18 protein-coding genes are annotated in these 23,086 nt (G+C 61.8%); 8 read left to right on the top strand and 10 right to left on the bottom strand.

The annotated features are described in order from the left end of the window. Positions 1–138: 138 nt before the first annotated feature. The gene (locus tag ORL50_RS04095) at positions 139–1,764 is read right to left on the bottom strand and encodes a glucan biosynthesis protein D (protein ID WP_266010059.1); all 1,626 of its coding nucleotides are present in this window, start codon (positions 1,762–1,764) and stop codon (positions 139–141) included. A gap of 388 nt (positions 1,765–2,152) precedes the next feature. On the opposite strand from ORL50_RS04095, the gene ORL50_RS04090 reads away from it, so the two are divergent. Beyond that, positions 2,153–2,338 carry a hypothetical protein gene (locus ORL50_RS04090; protein WP_266010057.1) on the top strand — a complete coding sequence of 62 codons (186 nt, stop codon included), beginning with the start codon at positions 2,153–2,155 and terminating at the stop codon, positions 2,336–2,338. Between the two features lie 49 nt (positions 2,339–2,387). Here the strand turns inward: ORL50_RS04090 and ORL50_RS04085 are convergent, their stop codons facing one another. The 9 genes from ORL50_RS04085 to ORL50_RS04045 form a co-directional block, all read right to left on the bottom strand. Then, positions 2,388–4,250 carry an NAD(P)-binding protein gene (locus ORL50_RS04085; protein ID WP_266010055.1) on the bottom strand — a complete coding sequence of 621 codons (1,863 nt, stop codon included), beginning with the start codon at positions 4,248–4,250 and terminating at the stop codon, positions 2,388–2,390. 64 nt (positions 4,251–4,314) lie between these two features. Next, positions 4,315–5,799 carry an APC family permease gene (locus ORL50_RS04080; protein ID WP_266010053.1) on the bottom strand — a complete coding sequence of 495 codons (1,485 nt, stop codon included), beginning with the start codon at positions 5,797–5,799 and terminating at the stop codon, positions 4,315–4,317. 238 nt (positions 5,800–6,037) lie between these two features. Further along, positions 6,038–7,462, bottom strand: coding sequence for a gamma-aminobutyraldehyde dehydrogenase (locus ORL50_RS04075; RefSeq protein ID WP_266010049.1), 1,425 nt, complete (start codon positions 7,460–7,462; stop codon positions 6,038–6,040). Between the two features lie 168 nt (positions 7,463–7,630). Further along, entirely contained in the window at positions 7,631–8,440 is an 810-nt protein-coding gene (locus ORL50_RS04070) for an ABC transporter permease (protein ID WP_266010047.1), read from the bottom strand. Beyond that, the gene (locus ORL50_RS04065) at positions 8,430–9,377 is read right to left on the bottom strand and encodes an ABC transporter permease (protein WP_266010045.1); all 948 of its coding nucleotides are present in this window, start codon (positions 9,375–9,377) and stop codon (positions 8,430–8,432) included. Before ORL50_RS04065 ends, ORL50_RS04070 begins: the two co-directional genes overlap by 11 nt. Before the next feature lies 1 nt (position 9,378). After that, on the bottom strand, positions 9,379–10,416 hold the full coding sequence (locus ORL50_RS04060; protein WP_266010043.1) for an ABC transporter ATP-binding protein: 1,038 nt from the start codon (positions 10,414–10,416) through the stop codon (positions 9,379–9,381). A gap of 207 nt (positions 10,417–10,623) precedes the next feature. Then, complete coding sequence (gene ydcS, locus ORL50_RS04055) at positions 10,624–11,775, bottom strand: putative ABC transporter substrate-binding protein YdcS (protein WP_266010042.1); 1,152 nt, start codon at positions 11,773–11,775, stop codon at positions 10,624–10,626. A 138-nt stretch (positions 11,776–11,913) separates the two neighbouring features. Then, entirely contained in the window at positions 11,914–13,401 is a 1,488-nt protein-coding gene (locus ORL50_RS04050) for a gamma-aminobutyraldehyde dehydrogenase (RefSeq protein ID WP_266010040.1), read from the bottom strand. Positions 13,402–13,503: 102 nt separating this feature from the next. Then, on the bottom strand, positions 13,504–14,418 hold the full coding sequence (locus ORL50_RS04045; protein ID WP_266010038.1) for a LysR family transcriptional regulator: 915 nt from the start codon (positions 14,416–14,418) through the stop codon (positions 13,504–13,506). Between the two features lie 183 nt (positions 14,419–14,601). Between ORL50_RS04045 and ORL50_RS04040 the strand changes: the two genes are divergently transcribed. The 7 genes from ORL50_RS04040 (at position 14,602) to ORL50_RS04010 (ending at position 23,040) form a co-directional block, all read left to right on the top strand. After that, complete coding sequence (locus ORL50_RS04040; protein ID WP_266010036.1) at positions 14,602–15,324, top strand: tellurite resistance TerB family protein; 723 nt, start codon at positions 14,602–14,604, stop codon at positions 15,322–15,324. Between the two features lie 308 nt (positions 15,325–15,632). After that, positions 15,633–17,255, top strand: a complete 1,623-nt coding sequence (locus ORL50_RS04035; RefSeq protein ID WP_266010034.1) for a methyl-accepting chemotaxis protein — start codon at positions 15,633–15,635, stop codon at positions 17,253–17,255. Continuing rightward, entirely contained in the window at positions 17,255–17,791 is a 537-nt protein-coding gene (locus ORL50_RS04030) for a chemotaxis protein CheW (protein WP_266010032.1), read from the top strand. Before ORL50_RS04035 ends, ORL50_RS04030 begins: the two co-directional genes overlap by 1 nt. After that, positions 17,788–19,059, top strand: a complete 1,272-nt coding sequence (locus ORL50_RS04025) for a CheR family methyltransferase (protein WP_266010031.1) — start codon at positions 17,788–17,790, stop codon at positions 19,057–19,059. Before ORL50_RS04030 ends, ORL50_RS04025 begins: the two co-directional genes overlap by 4 nt. Continuing rightward, complete coding sequence (locus tag ORL50_RS04020) at positions 19,056–19,739, top strand: chemotaxis protein CheW (RefSeq protein ID WP_266010029.1); 684 nt, start codon at positions 19,056–19,058, stop codon at positions 19,737–19,739. The genes ORL50_RS04025 and ORL50_RS04020 overlap by 4 nt, the downstream gene beginning before the upstream one ends. Beyond that, positions 19,736–22,033, top strand: coding sequence for a hybrid sensor histidine kinase/response regulator (locus ORL50_RS04015; RefSeq protein WP_266010027.1), 2,298 nt, complete (start codon positions 19,736–19,738; stop codon positions 22,031–22,033). The genes ORL50_RS04020 and ORL50_RS04015 overlap by 4 nt, the downstream gene beginning before the upstream one ends. Continuing rightward, positions 22,030–23,040, top strand: coding sequence for a chemotaxis response regulator protein-glutamate methylesterase (locus ORL50_RS04010; protein WP_266010025.1), 1,011 nt, complete (start codon positions 22,030–22,032; stop codon positions 23,038–23,040). The genes ORL50_RS04015 and ORL50_RS04010 overlap by 4 nt, the downstream gene beginning before the upstream one ends. Positions 23,041–23,086: the final 46 nt, after the last annotated feature.

Here is a 23,086-nt window from a genome sequence, read left to right as displayed (position 1 = left end):
TGGGAGCAAAGCTTGCTCGCGATTACTGAGTAACATTCAGCATGGATGCTGAACATCAGACTGCCATCGCGAGCAAGCTTTGCTCCCACAGGGTGCGCCACCACAGTGATCGTGCCTTACATCAGTGGTGTCATACGGTCACACGTATTTACGCTTGTCCGGCGCAGGCGGGAAGTACTGATACAGCCAGGTTTCGCTCAAGGTGCGGTCATTGGTGCGGATAAACAACCGCAGCTCCACCGGCTCCACGCTGTCGCTGGTCGGGTACCAGTCGAAGAGAATGCGATAACCCTTGATGTCATCCAGCACCAGCACGCTGAAATCCTTCACCTCGCCGTGCGAACAGGTCACCACTGGCTCGATTCCGGTGCCCTCCGGCAAGCGATCCAGACCGCCACCATTGAAGTCCACGGCAAATCGCCGCGCCCAGACTGGCGGATAATGTTCACCCGGCGCCCAACCCTCGGTGAAGCCGCCCATGCCGGAACGCGTCGCGTTGACTCGCGCCAGTGGCGTGCCTACCGGTGGCAGGGCGCTCCAGTAGAGCTTGTAGCCGTAATTCAGCGAGTCCCCGGCGGCCACCGGTTTTTTCGGCGTCCAGAACGCGACAATGTTATCCAGGGTCTCGCCGGTCGTAGGAATTTCCAGCAAATCGATGGAGCCTTCGCCCCATGCGGTTGTAGGTTCTACCCACAGGCTTGGACGCTTGCTGTACCAGTCGACAGTGTCCTGATAACTGGCGAATTCGTGATCGGTCTGTACCAGGCCGAAACCCTTGGGATCCGTGTCGGCAAACGCGTTGAACTGCAGGGTCGCCGGGTTGTTCAGCGGCCGGCAGATCCACTCGCCGTTGCCGCGCCACATGGCCAGGCGATCGGAGTCGTGAATTTGCGGATGGATGGTGTCGCACATGCGCCGTTCGTGGGTGCCACAGCTGAACATGCTGGTCATCGGTGCGATACCCAGTTGTTCGATGGCCGTGCGCGCATTGATGTGCGCGTCGACGGCCATGACCACCTGGCTGGCCTGGCAGTCGATGTCGAACCGATAGGCACCGGTGGCGCTCGGCGAGTCCAGCAGGGCATAGACCACGAAGCGGGTGCTGTTCTTGTCCGGGGTCTCGAACCAGAACTTGGTGAAATCAGGAAATTCCTCACGCTTTTTCGCGTAGGTATCCACCGCCAGGCCACGTGCCGAGAGGCCGTACTGGCCTGTGGCGTCGACTGCCCGGAAATAGCTGGCGCCGAGGAATGACAGTACGTCGTGGCGGTCCAGCTCGGGTGCCTTGAACAGCTTGAATCCGGAGAAACCCAGGTCACCCTTGAGCTGCTGGGTGTCGACCGTGGTTTTCTCGTAGTTGAACAGGGAAGGGCGGAAATGCACTTCGCGAGCCTGGCGGGTCTTGGGATCAACGCTGTACATGCGCACGGGCTGCTTGAACCCCATGCCCACGTGGAAGAACTGCACGTCGAGCTGGCCGTTCAGGTCATTCCACAGGGAATGCTCGGCGTCGTAGCGGATCGCGTTGAAATTTTGCGGCGTCATGGTGGCCAGGGTCGGCGGCAGCACCTGCTTGGTGTCCTGGTAACGGTTGCCGGCAAGTTGCTTGGCCTGGATCTTCAGTGATTCGAAGTCGAAAGCCTGGGCGTCGCCATCGGCCGTGCCATTGGCGGCCCAAGCCCGGGACGCCAGCAGTCCGGTAGCGGACAAGCCTGTGTAAGCCGCAATGGCCATGGACGCTTTGAGCAAATTCCTGCGGTGCATAAGTAAACCTGTCGTGAACAATCCCGCGCCGTTCCTGGCACGTGCTGGATCAAAAATGGGGTTCGGACATGCCTTCGGCCAAACGCAACGGACTCTAAACAGATGCCAATTAGCTTAAACCGTTCGGTAGCAGAGCAAAATTGATTGATGGCATTAGGACAGCCCGGCAATGAAACAAGAAATGTCGGTTAACTTTTCTTACAGGCCGTTCTGAATTTGAGGGCATTTCTGCTTTTTTCGACTAATTACTCTAAAAACCCCTTTTCAGCGCCGATTAACTTTCTATTCTATGGGCATGACCGGTTTCTGCCCTTCAGGCCGGTGGCTGCACAATTGGATAGGGGCGATGGGCATTTAGGTTTCTCTGACATATGGAAGGACATCGTCCATGGCGAAAGTACAAGGCATTACCGAAATGTTGGGATTATTTCCTTGCTTCAATGTCAGTCGTCGAAGGCGTCGATTGAGTTCGGATGAAATGAAATTGGTGGAGCAATACCGCGACCTCTCGGAGAGCGACCGGATCGCCATGCGCTACCTGGTGGACGCGATGCGGACTGTATCGCGGTTTTGATGAAGCAGGGATCGGCCGTAACGTCTAGTTACGGCCGAATCTTTTTCGCCTACCCGACTTCCCCCACCGCTCGATACGCCTCATCAATCGCCGCATGCGCATAAGCGCTCCATGCCGCGTCCGAGTTGGCGATGCTGACTCGACCTACTGGCTGACGTGCCAGGTTCATCAGTTTTTCGCTCTCATCCGCATCGTCGTACAGGCTATTGGAGAAATAGGCGTAGCCGTGGGACCAGCGATTGACCGTGATTGCCAGGATGTCGGTCTGGTGGTTGAAGCCGCCTGGGCCGAGCATGCGTTGCAGCTGATCGCGCAGCTGCGCTTCCAGTTGTTCGAACGACTGGCCGTACAGTCGACCGCGGCCGGCACGTGCCTGGTCGCGGGCGTTCATGCCGCTGTTGGGGCTAGTGGGAACGTAGACCATGTGCAGGCCGATGGGTTGTTTCGGGTCGCGAGGGTGATCGTAGCCGCCCATGCTCACCGGATAGTCGAGCTTGATGCGGCTGTAGGGTTGGGTCGCGGCGTAGATTTCATGCACGCCCAGTTTCTGGAACGACTCCCAGTTGCGGATCACCACCTTGGTGTACACCAGCGGGAACTTCACGTTCTGGCTCAGTGCATGAGACTGCTCGGCCGACAGGTCGCGCAGCAGGTAGGGGATGACCATGTTGTAGCAGGCCATGATGCAGTGCTTGCCCCGCACCTGGCTGAGCTGACCGCCCCGGCTGTAGCCGACGTTCACGCCACTGCCGACGTTGCGCACGCTGACCGCTGTGCTGTTGAGGCGAATTCGCACGGGGGCCTTGGGTTGATCGAGCCTGGCGTAGTCGAACGAAGCAAGGACCACGTCGTCCATCGTGTGTCCCGGTGCCACTGAGGGGATCAGGCTGCGCACCAGCAGGCGGGCGAGCGAGGCGTTGCCGTCGGGGAAATGGTAGATGTAGGGCTCTTCCATTTCTGCCTGGGCTTCTTCGCTGATGGGCTCCAGATTCATCGCGCCAAAGCCTGGGAAACCGACCGAGTAGGCGTCGGAAGCGGCGACAGCGTCGATGCTCAGCGCCATGAAATCGTTGGTGCGACTCTGGAAGTATTTCACCGCCTGGGCTGACAGCCCTACGTCCTTGAGCAGGAAGTCCTGGTAACTGGTGGTTTCCAGGTGCGCGGTTTTTTCCTCGGTGGTCTTGCCGGCCAGATAGTCCTTGGGTGTCGTGTGCAGCGCGATCAGCGCCTGGCGATCGGCTTGGGGCAGCGGGAAGTCGTTGATGAAATCGCTGATGGAACGGGCGTGGAGCTGATCAGGGGCGATGTCGTCTGCCACCATCGGCGTTGGATCGCCGCTGACCAGTTTGTCTTCGCCGAAGTTTTCCTTGTCGAAGAACACCGCGCGGGACAAGCCCAGGTCGGGATAGAACTGGCGGTCGAAGGCGGTCTCGAAGCGCTTGATGTCGACGCCGAGTTTTTTCAGCAGGCCGTTCACTTCCTTGCTGTACAGATGATTAGGCGACTGGAAGGCTTCGCTGCCGCCGTAGCCGATGATCGTGCGGCCGCCGGCCGAAAATTCATTGCGCTTGGCGTGACCGCCAAAGTCATCATGGTTTTCCAGAATCAGGATGCGCGCTGTCGGATGTTTCTCACGGTAGAACCAGGCAGCTGACAGGCCGCTAAGGCCGCCGCCTACCACCACCAGATCGTATTCCTCGGTGATGGGCAGCTTGTCGGTGTCGAAGACCTTTTTCTCCCAGCCCATCTGGTGGGCAATTTCGAAGGAGCCGACGTGGCTGCCGCGCAGGCCGGTCAGGGCCGGTGGGTAATAGCGGCCATCGGGAGCGGCCTGGAGAATCTGCAGTGGCGTCATGCCAGCAGCAATGGTGACTGCAACGCCGTTGAGGAAGTCGCGGCGGGTGATGTCCATGTTCAATCCTTGTTGGTTTTGATAAATCGCCCCGGCATCCACATAGATGCCGGGGCGAGAGCCGTTACCGGCTGACTTTCCAGGCATCGCCTGCAGGCGCGGTGCCGTGGTCGTAGGGTTTGGCGAGCCACATGTACAGCAGGCCCAGGCCGATGACGATGGCGGTGCTCAAGACCATGGCGTAGTTGACGTACCACGCCGCATCCGGCGTGCGCGGCCAGGCCATGTTGATAATGGCCGCGACACCATAGACCAGCGCGCCGATATTGACCGCCCAGCCCCAGGCGCCCAGGGTGAATTTGCCGCTCGGCTTCCAGCCCTTCATGCGTGCGTACAGCGCCGCCAGCACGATCATCTGGAACGCCAGGTAGATACCGATGGCGGCGAAGCTGACGATGGTCGCCACCGCATCCTGCAGGAAAAAGCCCAGCACAATGATAAGCGCCGGCAGGACACCGGACACGAACAGTGCAGCAACCGGAACCTGGGTGGTAGGAGAAATCTTCTTCAGCAGCGAACTGCCGATGACCATTTCATCCCGCGCATAGGAATACAGCAGGCGACTCGCCGCTGCTTGCAGGCTGATGACGCAGGAGATGAAGGAAATCATCACCACGCCCATGACCATTTTCGAGCCGACAGGGCCGAAGGCGTTATTGAGGATGGTAGTCACCGGGTCCTTGTCGGTGCCGTCGATGACCGCCTGCATGTCGGGCACCGCGAGTATCAGCGCCAGGCAGGCAAACATTGCGGCGATGCCACCGATGTAGATGGTCATGCGCATGGCCACCGGGATCTGCTTGCTCGGGTTCGGGGTTTCTTCGGCGACATCGCCGCAGGCTTCGAAGCCGTAGTACAGGAACATGCCCGCCAGCGAGGCGGTCAGGAAGGCCGGCAGGTAAGAGCCGTTGATGCTGATGTCGAAAGTATTGAACAACACGCTGAGCGGTTGATGGCGCTCGAACACCAGCAGGTACACCCCAACGATTACCGCGCCGACCAGCTCGCACAGGAAGCCGAACATGGCGATGCGCGCCAGCACCTTGGTGCCGCTGAGGTTGACCAGGGTGGCGAACAGCGTCAGCACCAGTGCGATGATGATGTTGGTGTTGTTGCTGGGTTCAAACCCGAGCATGGCTGCCAGGTACGGGCCGGCACCGACTGCCACTGCGGCGATGGTGACGCACAGCGCGATAGAGTAGATCCAGCCGACCATCCACGCCCAGCGCTTGCCCACCAGGCGACGCGCCCAGGGGTAGACGCCGCCGGAAATCGGAAACTGCGAGACCACTTCACCGAAGATCAGGCACACCAGCAACTGGCCGCAGCCGACCAGCAGGTAGGCCCAGAACATCGGGGGCCCGCCGGCAGCCAGGCACAGGCCGAACAGGGTATAAACCCCTACGACCGGGGACAGGTAGGTGAAGCCCAGGGCGAAGTTTTCCCACAGGCTCATGCTGCGATTGAAGTTGGAGGTGTAACCCAGTTTGCGTAGCTGCTCGGCATCGCTGTCGACGGCGGCTGTGGAGAGATCGGGTGATGCACTCATGGTCTGTTAGCTCCGGAAAATCGGCAGATTTCGGATGTCCGAAACCGTGGCGGGGTTGCGATGATTCAGCCCGGTTCGGTGGTTGTTGTTTTGGTTTTTCTGATGTGAGACCTGGTGGTACTGAGTGCCGGTTTCTGCCTTGAATCCGGGGGACGCCATCGCGAGCAGGCTCACTCCTACAGGTTTTGTGGTCACCTTGCCCCTGTAGGAGTGAGCCTGCTCGCGATGCTTTTGCTCTTTAGTGCTTGAACATCACATGCCGCACAACGGTGTAGTCCTCCAGCCCATACATCGACATGTCCTTGCCATACCCGGACAATTTCTGACCGCCATGGGGCATTTCGCTGACGAGCATGAAGTGCGTGTTGACCCAGGTGCAGCCATATTGCAGGCGCGCCGCCAGGCGATTCGCGCGGCCGACGTCGGTGGTCCATACCGAGGACGCCAGGCCGTAGTCCGAGTCGTTGGCCCAACCCAGCACCTGGGCTTCATCGCTGAACTTGGTCACCGAGACCACTGGCCCGAACACCTCGCGGCGGACGATTTCGTCATCCTGCTGCGCGTCCGCCAGGACCGTCGGCTCGAAGAAGAAACCGTTGCCTTCCACCGCCTTGCCGCCCGTGATCAGGCGGATGTGCGACTGCGCCACGGCGCGTTCGACGAACCCGGCCACGCGGTCGCGGTGTTGCGCGGTGATCAGCGGGCCGAGCTCGGTCGCCGGATCATCCTGCAAGCCGTACTTGATGCTGCTGACCGCGGCACCGAGTTTCTCGACGAACTGCTCGTAGATCCCGGCCTGGGCGTAGATGCGGCAGGCTGCAGTGCAATCCTGGCCGGCGTTGTAGAAACCGAAGGTGCGGATGCCTTCCACGGCGGCGTCGATGTCGGCGTCGTCGAAGATGATCACCGGGGCCTTGCCGCCCAGCTCCATGTGCATGCGCTTGACGCTGTCGGCGGTGCTGGAAATGATGTTCGAGCCGGTGGCGATCGAGCCGGTCAGCGAGACCATGCGCACTTTGGGGTGGGTAACCAGCGGGCTGCCCACCGTAGGACCACGACCGAACACCAGGTTGAGCACACCGGCCGGGAAGATTTCCGACGCCAGTTCGGCCAGGCGCAACGCGGTCAGCGGGGTTTGCTCCGACGGCTTGAGCACCACGGTATTACCGGCGGCCAGGGCCGGGGCGATTTTCCAGGCGACCATCATCAGCGGGTAGTTCCACGGTGCGATGGAGGCGATCACGCCCACTGGATCGCGGCGGATCATCGAGGTGTGGCCCGGCAGGTACTCACCGCCCGCCGAGCCGCTCATGCAGCGGCTAGCGCCGGCGAAGAAGCGGAACACGTCGGCAATCGCCGGGATCTCGTCGTTCAGCGCGGCGCTGTAGGGCTTGCCGCAGTTGTCCGATTCCAGCTTGGCCAGCTCTTCGCCATGGGCCTCGATGGCGTCGGCGAGCTTGAGCAGCAGCAGCGAGCGATCTTTCGGCGGCGTTTGCGACCAGCTGTCGAACGCCGCATCGGCGGCGCGCACGGCGGCATCGACCTGGGCTTCGCTGGCTTCGTTGATTTCCACCAGGACTCGGCCAAGGGCCGGGTTGAACACGGCTTGGGCGGGGCCTTCGCCGGTGATTAGCTGGCCGTTGATCAGGAGTTTGGTTTGCATGGGGTTGTCCTCATTACAGCTTGTTATTTTTCTGCCGAAACCGGATTCGAATGTAGGAGTGAGCCTGCTCGCGATAGCGGTCTCACGGTCGACATAACTGTTGAATGAAAGTCAGTCATCGCGAGTAGGCTCACTCCTACAGAGATTCGGTTCCTTCAGTGGATTCAGTTATTTCCCGCCACTACCCGCAACACTCTCGCCGCCGCGCGTCAGGTAGTACGCGCCGAGGATCGGCAGCATGGTCACTATCATCACCAGCATCGCGACTACGTTGGTCACCGGCACGTCCCGTGGGCGGCTGAGCTGGTTGAGCAGCCACAGCGGCAAGGTGCGTTCATGGCCTGCGGTAAAGGTGGTCACGATGATTTCGTCGAACGACAGCGCGAACGCGAGCATGCCGCCGGCCAGCAACGCCGAGCCGAGGTTCGGCAGGACGATGTAGCGGAAGGTCTGCCAGCCATCGGCACCGAGGTCCATCGAGGCTTCGATCAGGCTGTGGGAAGTACGGCGCAAGCGGGCGATGACGTTGTTGTAGACGATCACCACGCAGAAGGTCGCGTGGCCGACGATGATGGTGAACATCCCCGGCTCGATCCCCAGCGTCTTGAAAGTCGCCAGCAAGGCGATCCCGGTGATGATCCCCGGCAATGCGATCGGCAGGATCAGCATCAGCGAGATACCTTGCTTGCCGAAAAAATCCCGGCGGTACAGGGCCGCTGACGCCAGCGTACCGAGGACCATCGCAATCAAGGTCGCAATGGCCGCGATTTGCGCCGACAGCTTGATTGCCTCCAGCACGTCGGGGCGCGAGAACGCGACGCCGATCCACTTCAGGGTGAAGCCCTTGGGCGGGAAGCTGAACGCTGCGTCTTCGGTGTTGAAGGCGTACATGAAGATGATCAGGATTGGGAAGTGCAGAAACACCAACCCGCCCCAGGCCGCAATTTTCAGGCCTAAAGAAGCTCGCTCAGAGTGCATCGAAGGCCCCCAGTCGTTTAACGATAGTCAGGTAGATGGCAATCAACACAATCGGCACCAAGGTGAACGCTGCAGCCATCGGCATGTTGCCGATCGCCCCTTGTTGGGCATAAACCATGCTGCCGACGAAGTACCCCGGCGGACCCACCAGTTGCGGCACGATGAAGTCGCCCAGAGTCAGGGAGAAGGTGAAGATCGAGCCAGCGGCAATGCCCGGGATCGACAACGGCAGGATCACCTGCATGAACGTCTGCCGGGGCTTGGCACCGAGGTCGGCGGAGGCTTGCAGCAGCGAGGGCGGCAGGCGCTCCAGGGAAGCCTGGATCGGCAGGATCATGAACGGCAGCCAGATGTAGACGAACACCATGAAGCGACCCAGGTGCGAGGTCGACAAGGTGCTGCCGCCCACCCCCGGAATGCCCAGCACGAATTGCAGGACTGGCTCCAGTCCCAGGTGCTGGACGAACCACTGCGCCACGCCGCCCTTGGCCAGCAGCAATGTCCAGGCATACGCCTTGACGATGTAGCTGGCCCACATCGGCATCATCACCGCGATGTAGAAAAACGCCTTGGTCTTGCCGGTGGTGTAGCGCGCCATGTAGTAGGCGATCGGGAAGGCCACGATGGCGCTGGCAATCGACACGACGATGGCCATGCCCAGGGTGCGCAGGATGATATCGAAGTTCGACGGCTGGAACAGGGCAGCGAAGTTCGCCAGGGTCAGGTCGGGGGTGACCGCCATGGTGAAATCGTCAAAGGTGTAGAAGCCTTGCCACAGCAGGGTCAGCAACGAGCCGAGGTAGATCGCACCGAACCAGATCAGCGGCGGCACCAGCAGCATCGACAGGTACAGGTTGGGCCGGCGATACAGCAGGTTGGCGAACCGGCGCAACGGCGAGCCGCCCGACGGAGTTTGCGAGATAGCCAAGGTGTTCATCTCACACCCCGCCGACTGCGTGGTCTTGCAGCGCGATCATCGCTTCCCGGGCCCAGCGCGCGGTGATCCGCTGACCGGTCTGGTGCCGGGCGCTGGTGTCCAGCCATTGGTTGTTGGCCTGGCTGATGTTCAGGGTCTGGCCGTTTTCCAGCTTCAGTTCATAACGCGTGGCGCTGCCTTGGTACTGGATGTCGTGGAGCAGGCCGCTGACTTCGATTTCATGGCTGGCCAGCGGGCCTTCGGCGAAACGTACGTGTTCCGGGCGAATCGAAAAAGGTTGTGGATTGCCGCTCAACTGTTGCGCCAGGTCGCCACGAATCACGTTCGAGGTGCCGACAAATTCGGCGACGAAAGTGGTCGCCGGCTTCATGTAGAGGTTGCGCGGGGTGTCGACCTGTTCGATGCGACCCTTGTTGAACACCGCCACGCGATCGGACATCGACAGGGCTTCGGTCTGGTCGTGAGTGACGAAAATGAAGGTGATGCCGAGCTGGCGTTGCAGCTTCTTCAGCTCACTTTGCATTTGTTCGCGCAGCTTCAGGTCGAGCGCGCCAAGCGGTTCGTCGAGCAGCAGTACCCGCGGGCGATTGACCAGGGCGCGAGCCAGGGCCACGCGCTGGCGCTGGCCGCCGGACAGTTGCACTGGCTTGCGCTCGCCATAGCCGCCAAGGGCGACCATGTCGAGGGCTTCTTCAGCCCGTTTGAGGCGCTCGGCCTTGCCCACGCCCTTGACCTTGAGGCCGTAGGCGACGTTGTCGCGCACGTTCATGTGCGGGAACAGCGCGTAGTCCTGGAATACGGTGTTGACGTCGCGTTGATACGGCGGCAGCCCGGCGGCTTCTTGGCCATGAATACGGATGGAGCCTGCGCTCGGTTGTTCGAAGCCGGCGATCAGGCGCAGACAGGTGGTTTTGCCCGAGCCGGAAGGGCCCAGCATGGAGAAGAACTCGCCGTCCTGGATGTCGATGGAAACCCGGTCTACGGCTTTCACTTCGCCGAATAGACGGGAAACGTTGGTGAATTGGACTGCAAGCGTCATGGTGCGGTGCTCCGAAAAGGCGCGGGCCGTCACAGCGGCCCTGCCTGGACTTCTGAAAAATCTGAATATCGATGAATTACCTGTAGCAGCTGCCGAGGTACGAGGCTGCGTTGCGAGTCCGCAGGACGACCTCGGGGGCCGCTGCGCAGCCCAACGCAGCCTCGTGCCTCGGCAGCTGCTACACCGGCTACACGGGCTACGCCGGTATTAGCGACCGCCCATGATCGCGATGTAGTCCTGGGTCCAGCGGCTGTACGGCACGAACTTGCCGCCTTCAGCCTGCGGGGTTTTCCAGAAGGCGATTTTCTCGAACTGGTCAAAACCGTTGGTCTTGCAGCCCTCGGCGCCCAGCAGCTCGCTGCCCTGGCAGGCGGCCGGCACTGCTGGCAACGAACCGAACCATGCGGCTACATCGCCCTGGACTTTTGGCTGCAGCGACCAATCCATCCACTTGTAGGCGCAGTTCGGGTGCTTGGCCTCGGTATGCAACATGGTGGTGTCGGCCCAACCGGTAGCGCCCTCTTGCGGGATAGTCGAAGCGATCGGCTGTTTCTCGTTCATCAGGCCGTTGACCTGATACGGCCAGGCACTGGACGCGACCACGCCTTCGTTCTTGAAGTCACTCATCTGCACGGTGGTGTCGTGCCAGTAGCGGTGGATCAGTGGCTGTTGGGCGCGAAGCAGGTCGAGGACGGCCTTGTACTGAGTTTCGGTGAGTTCGTAAGGGCTCTGGATGCCCAGTTCCGGCTTGGCGGTTTTCAGGTACAGCGCGGCATCGGCGATGTAGATCGGGCCGTCATAGGCTTGCACGCGGCCCTTGTTCGGCTTGCCGTCGGGCAGGTTCTGCGCGTCGAACACCACGTTCCAGCTGGTGGGGGCGGTCTTGAAGACGTTGGTGTTGTACATCAGCACGTTCGGGCCCCACTGATACGGGGTGCCATAAGTCTGCTTGTTGACCACGTACCACGGCGCGTCTTTCAGGCGCGGGTCGAGGCTTTTCCAGTTCGGGATCAGGTCAGTGTTGATCGGCTGCACGCGCTTGCCGACGATCAGGCGCAGCGACGCATCGCCCGACGCGGTCACCAGGTCGTATCCGCCCTTGGCCATCAGGCTGACCATCTCATCGGAGGTAGCGGCGGTTTTCACATTGACCTTGCAGCCGGTTTCCTTCTCGAAACCGGTGACCCAGTCGTAAGCCTTGTCGCTTTCGCCCCGTTCGATGTAGCCGGGCCAGGCCACGATATCCAGCTGGCCTTCGCCGGCGCCAAGGGCTTTCAGCGGTTCGGCGGCCTGGATGCTGGCACTGGCCAACAGCGCTGTGGTGATTGCACTGAGGAGTGCGGTCTTGTGCACGAACATGGGGTTTCCCTCTTCTTTAATTATGGTCGGGGCAGTTTTTCAATACGGTCTAACGTTGCGAACCCGCCTACAGGTTCGCGGTGTTCTCACGTTTCAACATCAATGCCTTTACGGCTAATTGTCAGCGTAGTGCGCTTTTTATAAATGCTGTCCGTGGCGGGCCATGATGTGCCGCACCACGCTGTAGTCCTGAAGCGAATCGCTGGACAGGTCCTTGCCGTAGCCCGAACGTTTCAGGCCGCCATGGGGCATTTCGCTGACCAGCATGAAATGGCTGTTGATCCAGGTGCAGCCGTATTGCAGGCGTGCCGCAACTTGCATGGCCTTGTCGAGGTTCTGCGTCCAGACCGAAGAGGCGAGGCCGTATTCCGAGTCGTTGGCCCAGTCCACTGCCTGTTCCAGTTCATCGAAGCGGGTCACGGTGACTACCGGGCCGAACACTTCGCGCTGGACGATTTCATCGGTCTGTTTGCAGCCCGCGAGCAGGGTTGGCTGGTAGTAGAAGCCGGCGCCGGAATGCACGGCCGCGCCGGTCACTCGCTCGATGTGCGGCTGGCCGAGGGCGCGTTCGACAAAACTGGCCACGCGGTCACGCTGGCGGGTGCTGATCAGCGGGCCGATCTCGTTGTCGGCATCGCGCTTGCCGGCGAAGCGCAGGCTGCTGACGGCAGCGCCGAGCTCGGCCACCAGCCGGTCATGGATGCCGGCCTGTGCATAAATCCGGCAAGCCGCAGTGCAATCCTGCCCGGCGTTGTAATAACCATAGGTGCGCACGCCTTCGACCACGGCCTGGATGTCGGCGTCGTTGCAGACGATTACCGGCGCCTTGCCGCCCAGTTCAAGGTGCGTGCGCTTCAAGGTTTTCGAGGCGGCCTGGAGGATTTTCTGCCCGGTGACGATATCGCCGGTCAGCGACACCATGCGCACTTTCGGGTGACTGACGAGGTGACTGCCAACGCCTTCACCACCGCCGCACACAATGTTGATCACGCCCCGTGGCAGAATCTCGGCCAGGGCAGGCGCCAGCGCCAGGATCGACAGTGGCGTGTGTTCGGAAGGCTTGAACACCAGGGTGTTGCCGGCGGCGAGGGCCGGGGCGATTTTCCACGCGGCCATCATGATCGGGTAGTTCCAGGGCGCAATCGAGGCCACTACGCCGATCGGATCGCGCCGCACCATGCTGGTGTAGCCCGGCAGGTATTCGCCGCTGAGCTGACCGGTCTGGCAGCGTACGGCGCCGGCGAAGAAGCGGAACACATCAACCGTCGCGCTCAGGTCATCCTGGCGGGCCAGGTGCAAGGGCTTGCCGCAGTTCAGCGATTCCAGGCGGGCCAGCAGGTCAGCGTTTTCCTCGATGGCATTGGCGATGTCCAGCAGCAGCGCCGAACGTTGCTGCGGCGTGGTCCGCGACCAGCTGGTAAATGCGCGATGAGCCGCAAGGATGGCGGCTTCGACCTGCTCGGTGCTGGCTTCGGCAATATGCGTCAGCACTTCACCGGTGGCGGGATTGATGATCGGTTCGACAAAGCCTTGCCCAGCGACGAGTTCGCCATCGATCAACAACGCGGTGAACAACGGAGTCTGCGCGCCAGCCATTTTTCGGGTTCTCTTTTCTTGTGTGGCCATGGTGCTCCCAGTGACTGGAGCCCGGCCGTCTTATATAGATGTAACAAGACTAGTCCGAGGCCCCGAGGTCGACAAATACTAAATACTGAAGGTGGCGTTCGATTAAATAGATGGCTTGCGTCCGCCGTGGGGTTGCTCGCGGGCAACGGTCAGGAACGGGTCCACCAGGCGCGGGCGAGCGGTGCCGCGACGCCAAGCCAGGCCGACATCGAGGGTCTGGCTGAGGTCGGCGATGGGGCGCGCCTCGATAATGTCGCCCTCCAGCGACCAAGGGCGATAAGTCATGTCGGGCTGGATCGAAACGCCCAGCCCGGCAGCTACCAGGCTACGCACCGCTTCGGTCGAAGCGGTTTTCAGGGTGATGCGCGGTTGCAGGCCGGCGCTGCACCACATGCGATGGGCGTTGCGGTCCATTTCGTCGACGTTCAGCTGGATCAGTGGCTCGCGCGCGACGTCGGCCAGGTTGATGCTGTCGTGTTCCAGCAGCGGATGCTGGGCGGGCAGCCACAGGCGGTGCGGCGAGTGGGTCAGGACCTCGGTCTGCAAGGCGTGGCGATCTTCGAGGTTGGAGAGAATCAGCACCCCGACATCAATTTCGCCACTGACCAGCAGGTGCTCGATGTAGGGCCGTTCGTCTTCCATCACGCGAATTTCGACATTGGGGTACGCGCGCTGAAATCGAGTCAGCAGATCGGCCAGGTAATAACCGGCGACGAGGCTGGTCACGCCGACGATCAGCTGCCCGGCGACCTGGTCGGTGCTCTGTTGCAAGCTGCGCTTGGCGTTGTCCACGGTGGCCAGGATCAAATGTGCCTGGCGCAGGAACTGATGGCCCTGGTGGGTCAGGGTCATACCCTTGGCGTGGCGGTTGAACAGGCCGACACCAATCTCCTGCTCCAATTGCTGGATTGCCAGGGTCAGGGTTGACTGGGAGATGAACGCAGTCTGCGCAGCGGCAGAGATCGAGCCGGTTTCGGCCACTGCGATGAAATGACGGATTTGACGCAAGGTCATCATGAAGGATTACCCGGTGGGCGCTATTTTTAGATTAATGCCAGTGTATATCTTTTTTTCTCATGGGCTGGGGGGCCGTCTGTGAATCCATGCAACATCCGGAAGCACTCTCTCAAGGGGGCTTGCGGCACTTTCGATCTAGGCTGATGGCCTTATTGGTCCATAGACCGAATGTTGGAGGCGCACATGATTACCCGTGGATTACTCGACCAACTGCTTAAGTCCGGCCAGGATTTGCTGCAAAACAAGGCCGGGGGCTCGCACAACAAGTCATCCAGCAGCGGCTTGGGCGGCCTGCTCGGTGGTTCCGGAAAATCTGCCGGCCTCGGCGGGCTGTTGTCCGGCGCTGGTGGCGGGGCCTTGGCGGCTGGCGCGATGGGCCTGCTGATGGGCAACAAGAAAGTGCGCAAGGTCGGTGGCAAAGTCGCCATCTACGGCGGCCTCGCGGCGCTGGGCGTGATTGCCTACAAGGCCTACGGCAACTGGCAGGCGCAGCAGGGCACTGCACCCAAGCAAGAACCGCAAACCGTGGATCGTGTGCCGGCCGCCCAGGTCGAGCAGCACAGCCAGGCGATTCTCAAGGCGCTGGTGGCGGCGGCCAAGGCGGACGGGCATGTCGATGAGCGCGAGCGTGAGCTGATCGAAGGCGAATTCACCAAACTCGATAACGATCAGGAATTGCAGCACTGGCTGCATGCCGAGCTAAACAAGCCACTGGACCCGACCGACGTCGCCCGTGCCGCCAGCTCACCGGAAATAGCCGCAGAGATGTACATCGCCAGCGTGATGCTGGTGGATGAGGAGAACTTCATGGAGAAATCCTACCTGGACGAACTGGCCCGCCAGCTCAAGCTTGAACCGGGGTTGAAGGCCGAGCTGGAGAAGCAGGTGCGCCAGGCGGCCTTGTAAGGGCAGGCTTGTCGGCGAAACATCGCCCGGACGCATCGTTCTCAGGTCCGCCATCGCCGGCAAGCCGGGCTCCTACAAGGTATTCGACGTATGCATTTCCTGTGTCCGCCGCGCAACCTGTAGGAGCCTGGCTTGCCGGCGAAAAATCTTCAAGGCGCATTGCTTTCGGGTCCGCCAGCGCCAGCAAGCTCGCACCACACCCGCAGTCATCATTCGTCGATATGCGAACTGGTACGCATCCGTCTTATAAATGAAACACCACCCTCAGCTATACTCGGCAGCATTTGATCCGGCCCCGAGGACTGACTGTGAAGAACTGGACGTTGCGCCAACGCATTTTGGCGAGCTTTGCGGTAATCATCGCCATCATGCTGCTGATGGTCATCGTCTCCTATTCCCGTTTGCTCAAGATCGAGGAAAGTGAGGCCAGCGTTCGTGAGGATGCCTTGCCAGGGGTGTACTACAGCTCGATGATTCGCGGGGCCTGGTCCGACAGTTATCTGCAGATCCAGCACATGCTCGGGCTAAAGGAAGGCCAGGGCGTCAGTGCCACAGACCAAGCCGAGTTCAATGCCTTCGAAGCCCGTTTGCAGGAGCAGATGAGCAACTACCGCGGCACGGTCACCACAGAAGAGGACAAGCTCGAATACGCCACCTTCGAAAAACTGCATCAGGACTACAACAAGATCCTGGTCGCGGTACTCGACTTGCACAAGCGCAATCAGGAGGTCGAGGCGATCCGCATGTTCGATGAGCAATTGACTCCGGCGTGGAAGGCCGGCCGGGTCAAGCTCAACGATATTATCCGCCAGAACAAGGCCGTGGCCGACCAGGACATCATCGCCATCGATAACGCGGTGCTCACGGCCAAGATCATCATGGGCATCTCGCTGCTGATCGCGGTACTGGCCGCCGGCCTGTGTGGCCTGCTCCTGATGCGCGCCATCATGGCGCCGATGAATCGCATCGTGAACATCCTCGAAATCATGCGTACCGGTGATCTCAGCAACCGTCTCAACCTGGATCGCAAGGATGAGTTTGGCGCAGTCGAAACCGGCTTCAACGACATGATGACCGAACTCACCGCGCTGGTATCGCAAGCCCAGCGCTCGTCGGTGCAAGTGACTACGTCGGTGACCGAGATCGCCGCCACCTCCAAGCAACAGCAGGCCACGGCCACTGAAACAGCGGCCACCACCACCGAGATCGGTGCGACCTCCCGGGAGATTGCCGCGACGTCCCGGGACCTGGTGCGCACCATGACCGAAGTATCCACCGCTGCCGACCAGGCCTCGGTATTGGCAGGCTCCGGCCAGCAAGGCCTGGCGCGCATGGAAGACACCATGCATTCGGTAATGGGCGCTGCGGACCTAGTCAACGCCAAACTGGCGATCCTCAATGAGAAAGCCGGCAACATCAATCAGGTGGTGGTGACCATCGTCAAAGTGGCCGACCAGACCAACCTGCTGTCGCTCAACGCCGCCATCGAAGCGGAAAAGGCCGGGGAATATGGTCGCGGATTTGCCGTGGTGGCCACCGAAGTCCGGCGCCTGGCGGACCAGACTGCCGTGGCCACTTACGACATCGAGCAGATGGTGCGCGAGATCCAGTCAGCCGTATCGGCGGGCGTCATGGGCATGGACAAATTCTCCGAGGAAGTGCGTCGCGGCATGTCCGAGGTGCAGCAGGTCGGCGAACAGTTGTCGCAGATCATCCATCAGGTGCAGGCGCTGGCACCGCGGGTGCTGATGGTTAACGAAGGCATGCAGGCCCAGGCCACCGGTGCCGAACAGATCAACCATGCGCTGGTGCAGCTGGGTGATGCCAGCAGCCAGACCGTCGAGTCCCTGCGCCAGGCCAGTTTTGCCATCGACGAACTGAGCCAGGTGGCCGTGGGCCTGCGCGGCGGCGTGTCGCGATTCAAAGTCTGATGAGCGAACTCGCGGGCAGACGCGCCACCGTGGCGCCGGCAAAGCAGTCGTTGTTCCTGGTGTTTCGCATCGGTGACGAGCGTTATGCCGTCCAGGCGATCGAAGTGGCGGAAGTGCTGCCGCGCGTGCCGTTGAAGCCAATTGCCAAGGCACCGGACTGGGTGGCCGGAGTGTTTGCCTATCGCGGCGCGGTCGTTCCGGTGATCGATCTCAGCGCGCTGACCTTCGGCCAACCGGCGCAGGCGCGCACCAGCACCCGGTTGGTGCTGGTGAACTACCGTGCGGATGAAACGGCGCCGACGCAACTGCTCGGGCTGATCCTCGAACAGGCCACCGACACCCTGCGCTGCCACCCTTCGGAGTTCCAGCCGTATGGCCTGGACAATCGACAGGCGCCGTATCTCGGGCCGGTGCGTGAAGACGCCCAGGGTCTGCTGCAATGGGTGCGGGTTGCCGATCTGCTGGACGACTCGGTGCGCGCGCTGCTGTTTCCATCACCGCCCCTGGATCCCGCGCTGCTTGAGGAGCGCTCATGAGCAGCGACCAGCGGTTTTTTGATTTCCTCAAGGAGCGTATCGGCCTCGACGTGACGTCGGTCGGGCCGGCGATCATCGAGCGCGCCGTGCGCCAGCGCAGCAGCGCGAACAATGCGCTGACCGCCGACGAATACTGGCACCGGCTGCAAGGTTCGCGCGACGAGCAGCAGGCGCTGATCGAAGCCGTGATCGTGCCCGAGACCTGGTTCTTTCGTTACCCGGAATCCTTTGCCACCCTGGCCAAGCTGGCGGCCAAGCGCCTGGCTGAGATCAACAACATGCGCGCCCTGCGGATTCTCAGCTTGCCGTGCTCAACCGGCGAAGAGCCGTACTCGATCGCCATGGCGCTGCTCGACGCAGGGCTCAAGCCGCATCAGTTCAAGGTCGAGGGCATGGACGTCAGCCCGCTGTCGGTGGAGAAAGCCCGGCGCGCGGTGTTCGGCAAGAATTCATTTCGCGGCCAGGACATCGAATTTCGCGAGCGTTTTTTCACCGCTGAAAACGATGGTTATCGCCTCGATGAGCGAGTGTTGGAGCAGGTGCGCCTGCAGGTCGGCAATCTGCTCGATCCGACGCTGCTGGCCAATGAACCCGCCTACGATTTCGTGTTTTGCCGCAACCTGCTGATTTATTTCGACCTGCCGACCCAGCAGCAAGTCTTCGAAGTGCTCAAGCGCCTGACTCACCTCGACGGCGTGCTGTTTATCGGCCCCGCCGAAGGCAGTCTGCTGGGACGTTTCGGCATGCGCTCGATCGGCATCGCGCAATCATTTGCCTTCAGTCGCCAGGCGACGCCCGAGCCGGTTCCGACCGTCCTGCCGACAACCCTGGCAATCCCGCAGCCCCAGCGCCAGCCGGTGCGGAATGAGGCGCCAGCGCGCCCCCGGCCATTTGCGAGCGTGGCCCCGTTGCCGGTGCCGGTGAAAGCACCGCCGTCGGACGCCGCCGCCTTGTTGGCGAACATTGCCGCCCTGGCCAACGAGGGCAAAAGTGCCGAGGCGCGCGCCGCGTGTGACCGCTATCTGCGCAGCCACGAACCGGTGGCCCAGGTGTTCTACTGGCTGGGTCTGCTCAGTGATATTGCCGGCAGCGCCCTCGAAGCCCAGGGCTTCTATCGCAAGGCGTTGTACCTCGAACCGCAACATGCCGACGCGTTGATGCACCTGGCAGCCTTGCTGCAATCCCAGGGCGACACGGTGGGTGCCAGACGATTGCAGGACCGCGCCGCTCGCAGCGAGCGCGCCGCAGACAGTGAGCGCAAACGATGAACGCCTCCGACACCTTGAGCGTCACTCATGAAGATGCCCAGGCCATCGACGACTGCTGGAACCGCATTGGTGTCCACGGCGACAAGTCCTGCCCGCTGCTGAGCGAACACATTCACTGCCGCAATTGCGCGGTGTATTCCGCTGCCGCCACGCGCTTGCTCGATCGCTACGCGCTGCAGCAGGACGATCGCGCGCAGGTTTCGAGCAGCGTCGAGAGCGACGTGAAAACCCGTTCTCTGCTGATGTTTCGCCTCGGCGAAGAATGGCTGGGGCTGGCTACCCGAACACTGGTGGAGGTCGCTCCGTTGCAGCCGATTCACTCGTTGCCGCACCAGCGCTCCCGAGCCTTGCTAGGCGTGGCAAATGTGCGCGGCGCACTTGTGGCCTGCCTGTCGCTGGTGGAGTTGCTCGGGCTCGAGGCGGCGGGAGGTGCGGCCTCCGGGGCGCGGGTCATGCCGCGCATGTTGATCATTGCCGCCCGGGGTGGGCCGGTGGTGGTGCCGGTGGACGAAGTGGACGGGATTCACGCCATCGACGAGCGAGTCCTGGAGGCGGCGTCCCGTTCCGGCGCCCACGCCAGCAGCAAGTACACCCATGGCGTCTTGCAATTCAAGGGTCGCAGCCTGCGTTGGCTGGATGAAGAGCAGTTGCTGTCCGCCGTGACCCGGAGCCTTACATGACCCCCGAACAAATGCGCGACGCCTCGTTGCTGGAACTGTTCAGCCTGGAAGCCGAAGCCCAGACCCAGGTGCTGAGCGCCGGCCTGCTGGCCCTTGAGCGCGACCCGACCCAGGCCGATCACCTTGAGTCGTGCATGCGCGCCGCCCACTCGCTCAAGGGTGCTGCGCGAATCGTCGGAGTCGATGCCGGGGTCAGCGTCGCGCATGTGATGGAAGACTGCCTGGTGAGTGCCCAGGAAGGCCGCCTGTACCTGCGGCCTGAGCATATCGACGCCTTGCTGCAAGGCACTGACCTGTTGATGCGCATCGCCACGCCCGACAATGCACCAGGCATTGCGGACATCGAGGCTTACGTCGCGTTGATGGCGCTATTGCTCGACCCGATGGCCCTGGCCGCGCCGATCAGCACGCCGATTGCACCGTTCATGGCCGAGCCGGAACCTGAAGCCCCGGCGCCGCTGATCGAGGTGCCGGTCCCGGTATTGGAGCCGTTGCCCGCGGCTCCCGCCGAGCCGCCGTTGAGAAATCGCCGCACCACCGACACTGGCGAGCGAGTCCTGCGGGTCACGGCGGAGCGCTTGAACAGCCTGCTCGACCTGTCGAGCAAATCCCTCGTGGAGACCCTGCGTCTGAAGCCGCACCTGGCCACCATGCAACGCCTCAAACGCGTGCAGGGCAACGGCTTGCGCGCGCTGGAAAACCTCAATGCGCTGCTCAAGGATCAGACCTTGAGCCTGGAAGCCCAGGAAGCCCTCGACGATGCACGCCGGCTCCTGGCGGAATCCCAGCAACTGCTGGTGGAAAAAAATGCCGAGCTGGACGAGTTCGCCTGGCAGGCCAGCCAGCGCGCCCAGGTCTTGTACGACACCGCACTGGCCTGCCGCATGCGCCCGTTCGCCGATGTGCTGGCCGGACAGGTGCGAATGGTCCGCGACCTTGGGCGCAGCCTCGGCAAACAGGTGCGCCTGGAAATCGAAGGGGAGAAGACCCAGGTCGACCGCGATGTCCTGGAAAAACTCGAAGCGCCGCTTACGCACCTGCTACGCAACGCCGTCGACCACGGCATCGAATCCCCCGAGCAGCGCCTGCTGGCGGGCAAGCCTGCTGAAGGGCTGATTCGCCTGCGCGCCTCCCACCAGGCCGGCCTATTGGTGCTGGAGCTGAGCGATGACGGCAATGGCGTCGACCTGGAAAAAGTCCGGCGCAGCATCATCGAACGCCAGTTGGCTCCGGCCGAAACCGCCGCCCAGTTGAGCGAAGAGGAGCTGCTGACCTTCCTGTTCCTCCCGGGTTTCAGCCTGCGCGACAAGGTCACTGAGGTTTCCGGTCGTGGAGTCGGCCTGGACGCGGTGCAGCACATGGTTCGCCAGCTGCGCGGCGCGGTGGTGCTGGAGCAGACGGCGGGTGAGGGCAGTCACTTCCATCTTGAAGTGCCGCTGACGTTGTCCGTAGTCCGCAGCCTGGTGGTGGAAGTCGGTGACGAGGCTTATGCCTTTCCACTGGCGCACATCGAACGCATGTGCGACCTCGAACCCGCCGATATCGTGCAGGTCGAGGGGCGCCAGCACTTCTGGTATGAGGGGCGGCACGTCGGGCTGGTGGCGGCCAGCCAGCTGTTGCAGCGCCCGGCGAGCCAGGGCCACCAGGAGACGCTCAAGGTGGTGGTCATCCGTGAGCGCGAGGCGATCTACGGGGTGGCTGTCGAGCGTTTCATTGGCGAGCGGACCCTGGTGGTGCTGCCGTTGGATGAGCGATTGGGCAAAGTGCAGGACATTTCCGCCGGAGCCCTGCTTGATGACGGATCGGTGGTGCTGATTGTCGACGTCGAGGATATGCTGCGCTCGGTGGACAAACTGCTCAATACCGGGCGCCTGGAGCGGATTGCGCGCCAAGGCAGTCAAGTCGTCGAAGTCGCTCGCAAGCGCATTCTGGTGGTCGACGATTCCCTGACCGTGCGCGAGTTGCAGCGCAAGTTGCTGCTCAATCGTGGCTACGATGTGGCCGTCGCGGTCGACGGCATGGATGGCTGGAATGCCCTGCGTTCGGAGGATTTCGATCTGCTGATTACCGATATCGACATGCCACGCATGGACGGCATCGAGCTGGTGTCGCTGCTGCGGCGCGACAACCGCTTGCAATCGCTGCCGGTGATGGTGGTGTCCTACAAGGACCGCGAGGAAGATCGCCGTCGTGGACTGGACGCCGGAGCCGACTACTATCTAGCCAAGGCCAGTTTTCATGACGATGCCCTGCTTGATGCAGTGGTTGAGCTCATCGGAGGAGCACGGGCATGAAAATCGCAATCGTCAACGACATGCCCATGGCGGTAGAGGCCTTGCGCCGCGCTGTGGCCTTCGATCCGGCACACCAGGTGATCTGGGTCGCCAGCAATGGCGCCGAAGCGGTGCAACGCTGTGCCGAGCAGACGCCGGACCTGATCCTGATGGACCTGATCATGCCGGTGATGGATGGCGTCGAAGCCACTCGCCGGATCATGGCCGAGACTCCTTGCGCCATCGTGATCGTCACCGTCGACCGCCAGCAGAACGTGCATCGAGTGTTCGAGGCCATGGGCCACGGCGCGCTGGACGTGGTCGACACCCCGGCGCTCGGCGCTGGCAATGCCCACGAAGCGGCGGCACCGCTGTTACGCAAGATCATGAACATCGGCTGGCTGATCGGCGACAAGGGCAACCGCGAACGCCCGGTCCCCGGCCCGCTGCGCAGCTCCGGCTCGCGCCAGCAATTGATCGCCATTGGTTCTTCGGCTGGCGGACCCGCTGCGCTGGAAGTGCTGCTGAAGGGCCTGCCGCGGAATTTTTCGGCGGCCATCGTACTGGTGCAGCATGTCGACCAGGTGTTCGCCGCAGGCATGGCCGAATGGCTCGGCAGTGCCAGCGGCCTCAACGTGCGCCTGGCCCAGGAAGGCGAGCCGCCGCAAAGCGGCACGGTATTGCTGGCTGGCACCAACCACCATATTCGCTTGTTGAAGAACGGCACGCTGGCGTACACCGCCGAACCGGTCAACGAGATCTATCGGCCCTCGATCGATGTGTTTTTCGAAAGCGTGGCCAATTACTGGAATGGCGATGCCGTGGGAGTTTTGCTCACCGGCATGGGGCGCGATGGTGCGCAGGGGCTTAAACTCATGCGCCAGCAGGGCTACCTGACGATTGCGCAGGACCAGCAGAGCAGTGCGGTGTACGGCATGCCCAAGGCGGCTGCAGCCATCGACGCGGCGGTGGAAATTCGTTCGCTGGAAAAGATAGCGCCCCGATTGCTGGAGATTTTCGCCCAATGAAGATCCTTATCAGCAATCCGGGCCCAAGTAGTACTCAGGTGATCGC

The organism is Pseudomonas sp. RIT-562 (genome assembly GCF_026241895.1).
Classification (GTDB): Bacteria; Pseudomonadota; Gammaproteobacteria; order Pseudomonadales; family Pseudomonadaceae; genus Aquipseudomonas; species Aquipseudomonas mandelii_F.
This window is presented reverse-complemented; position numbering and strand designations above follow the sequence as displayed.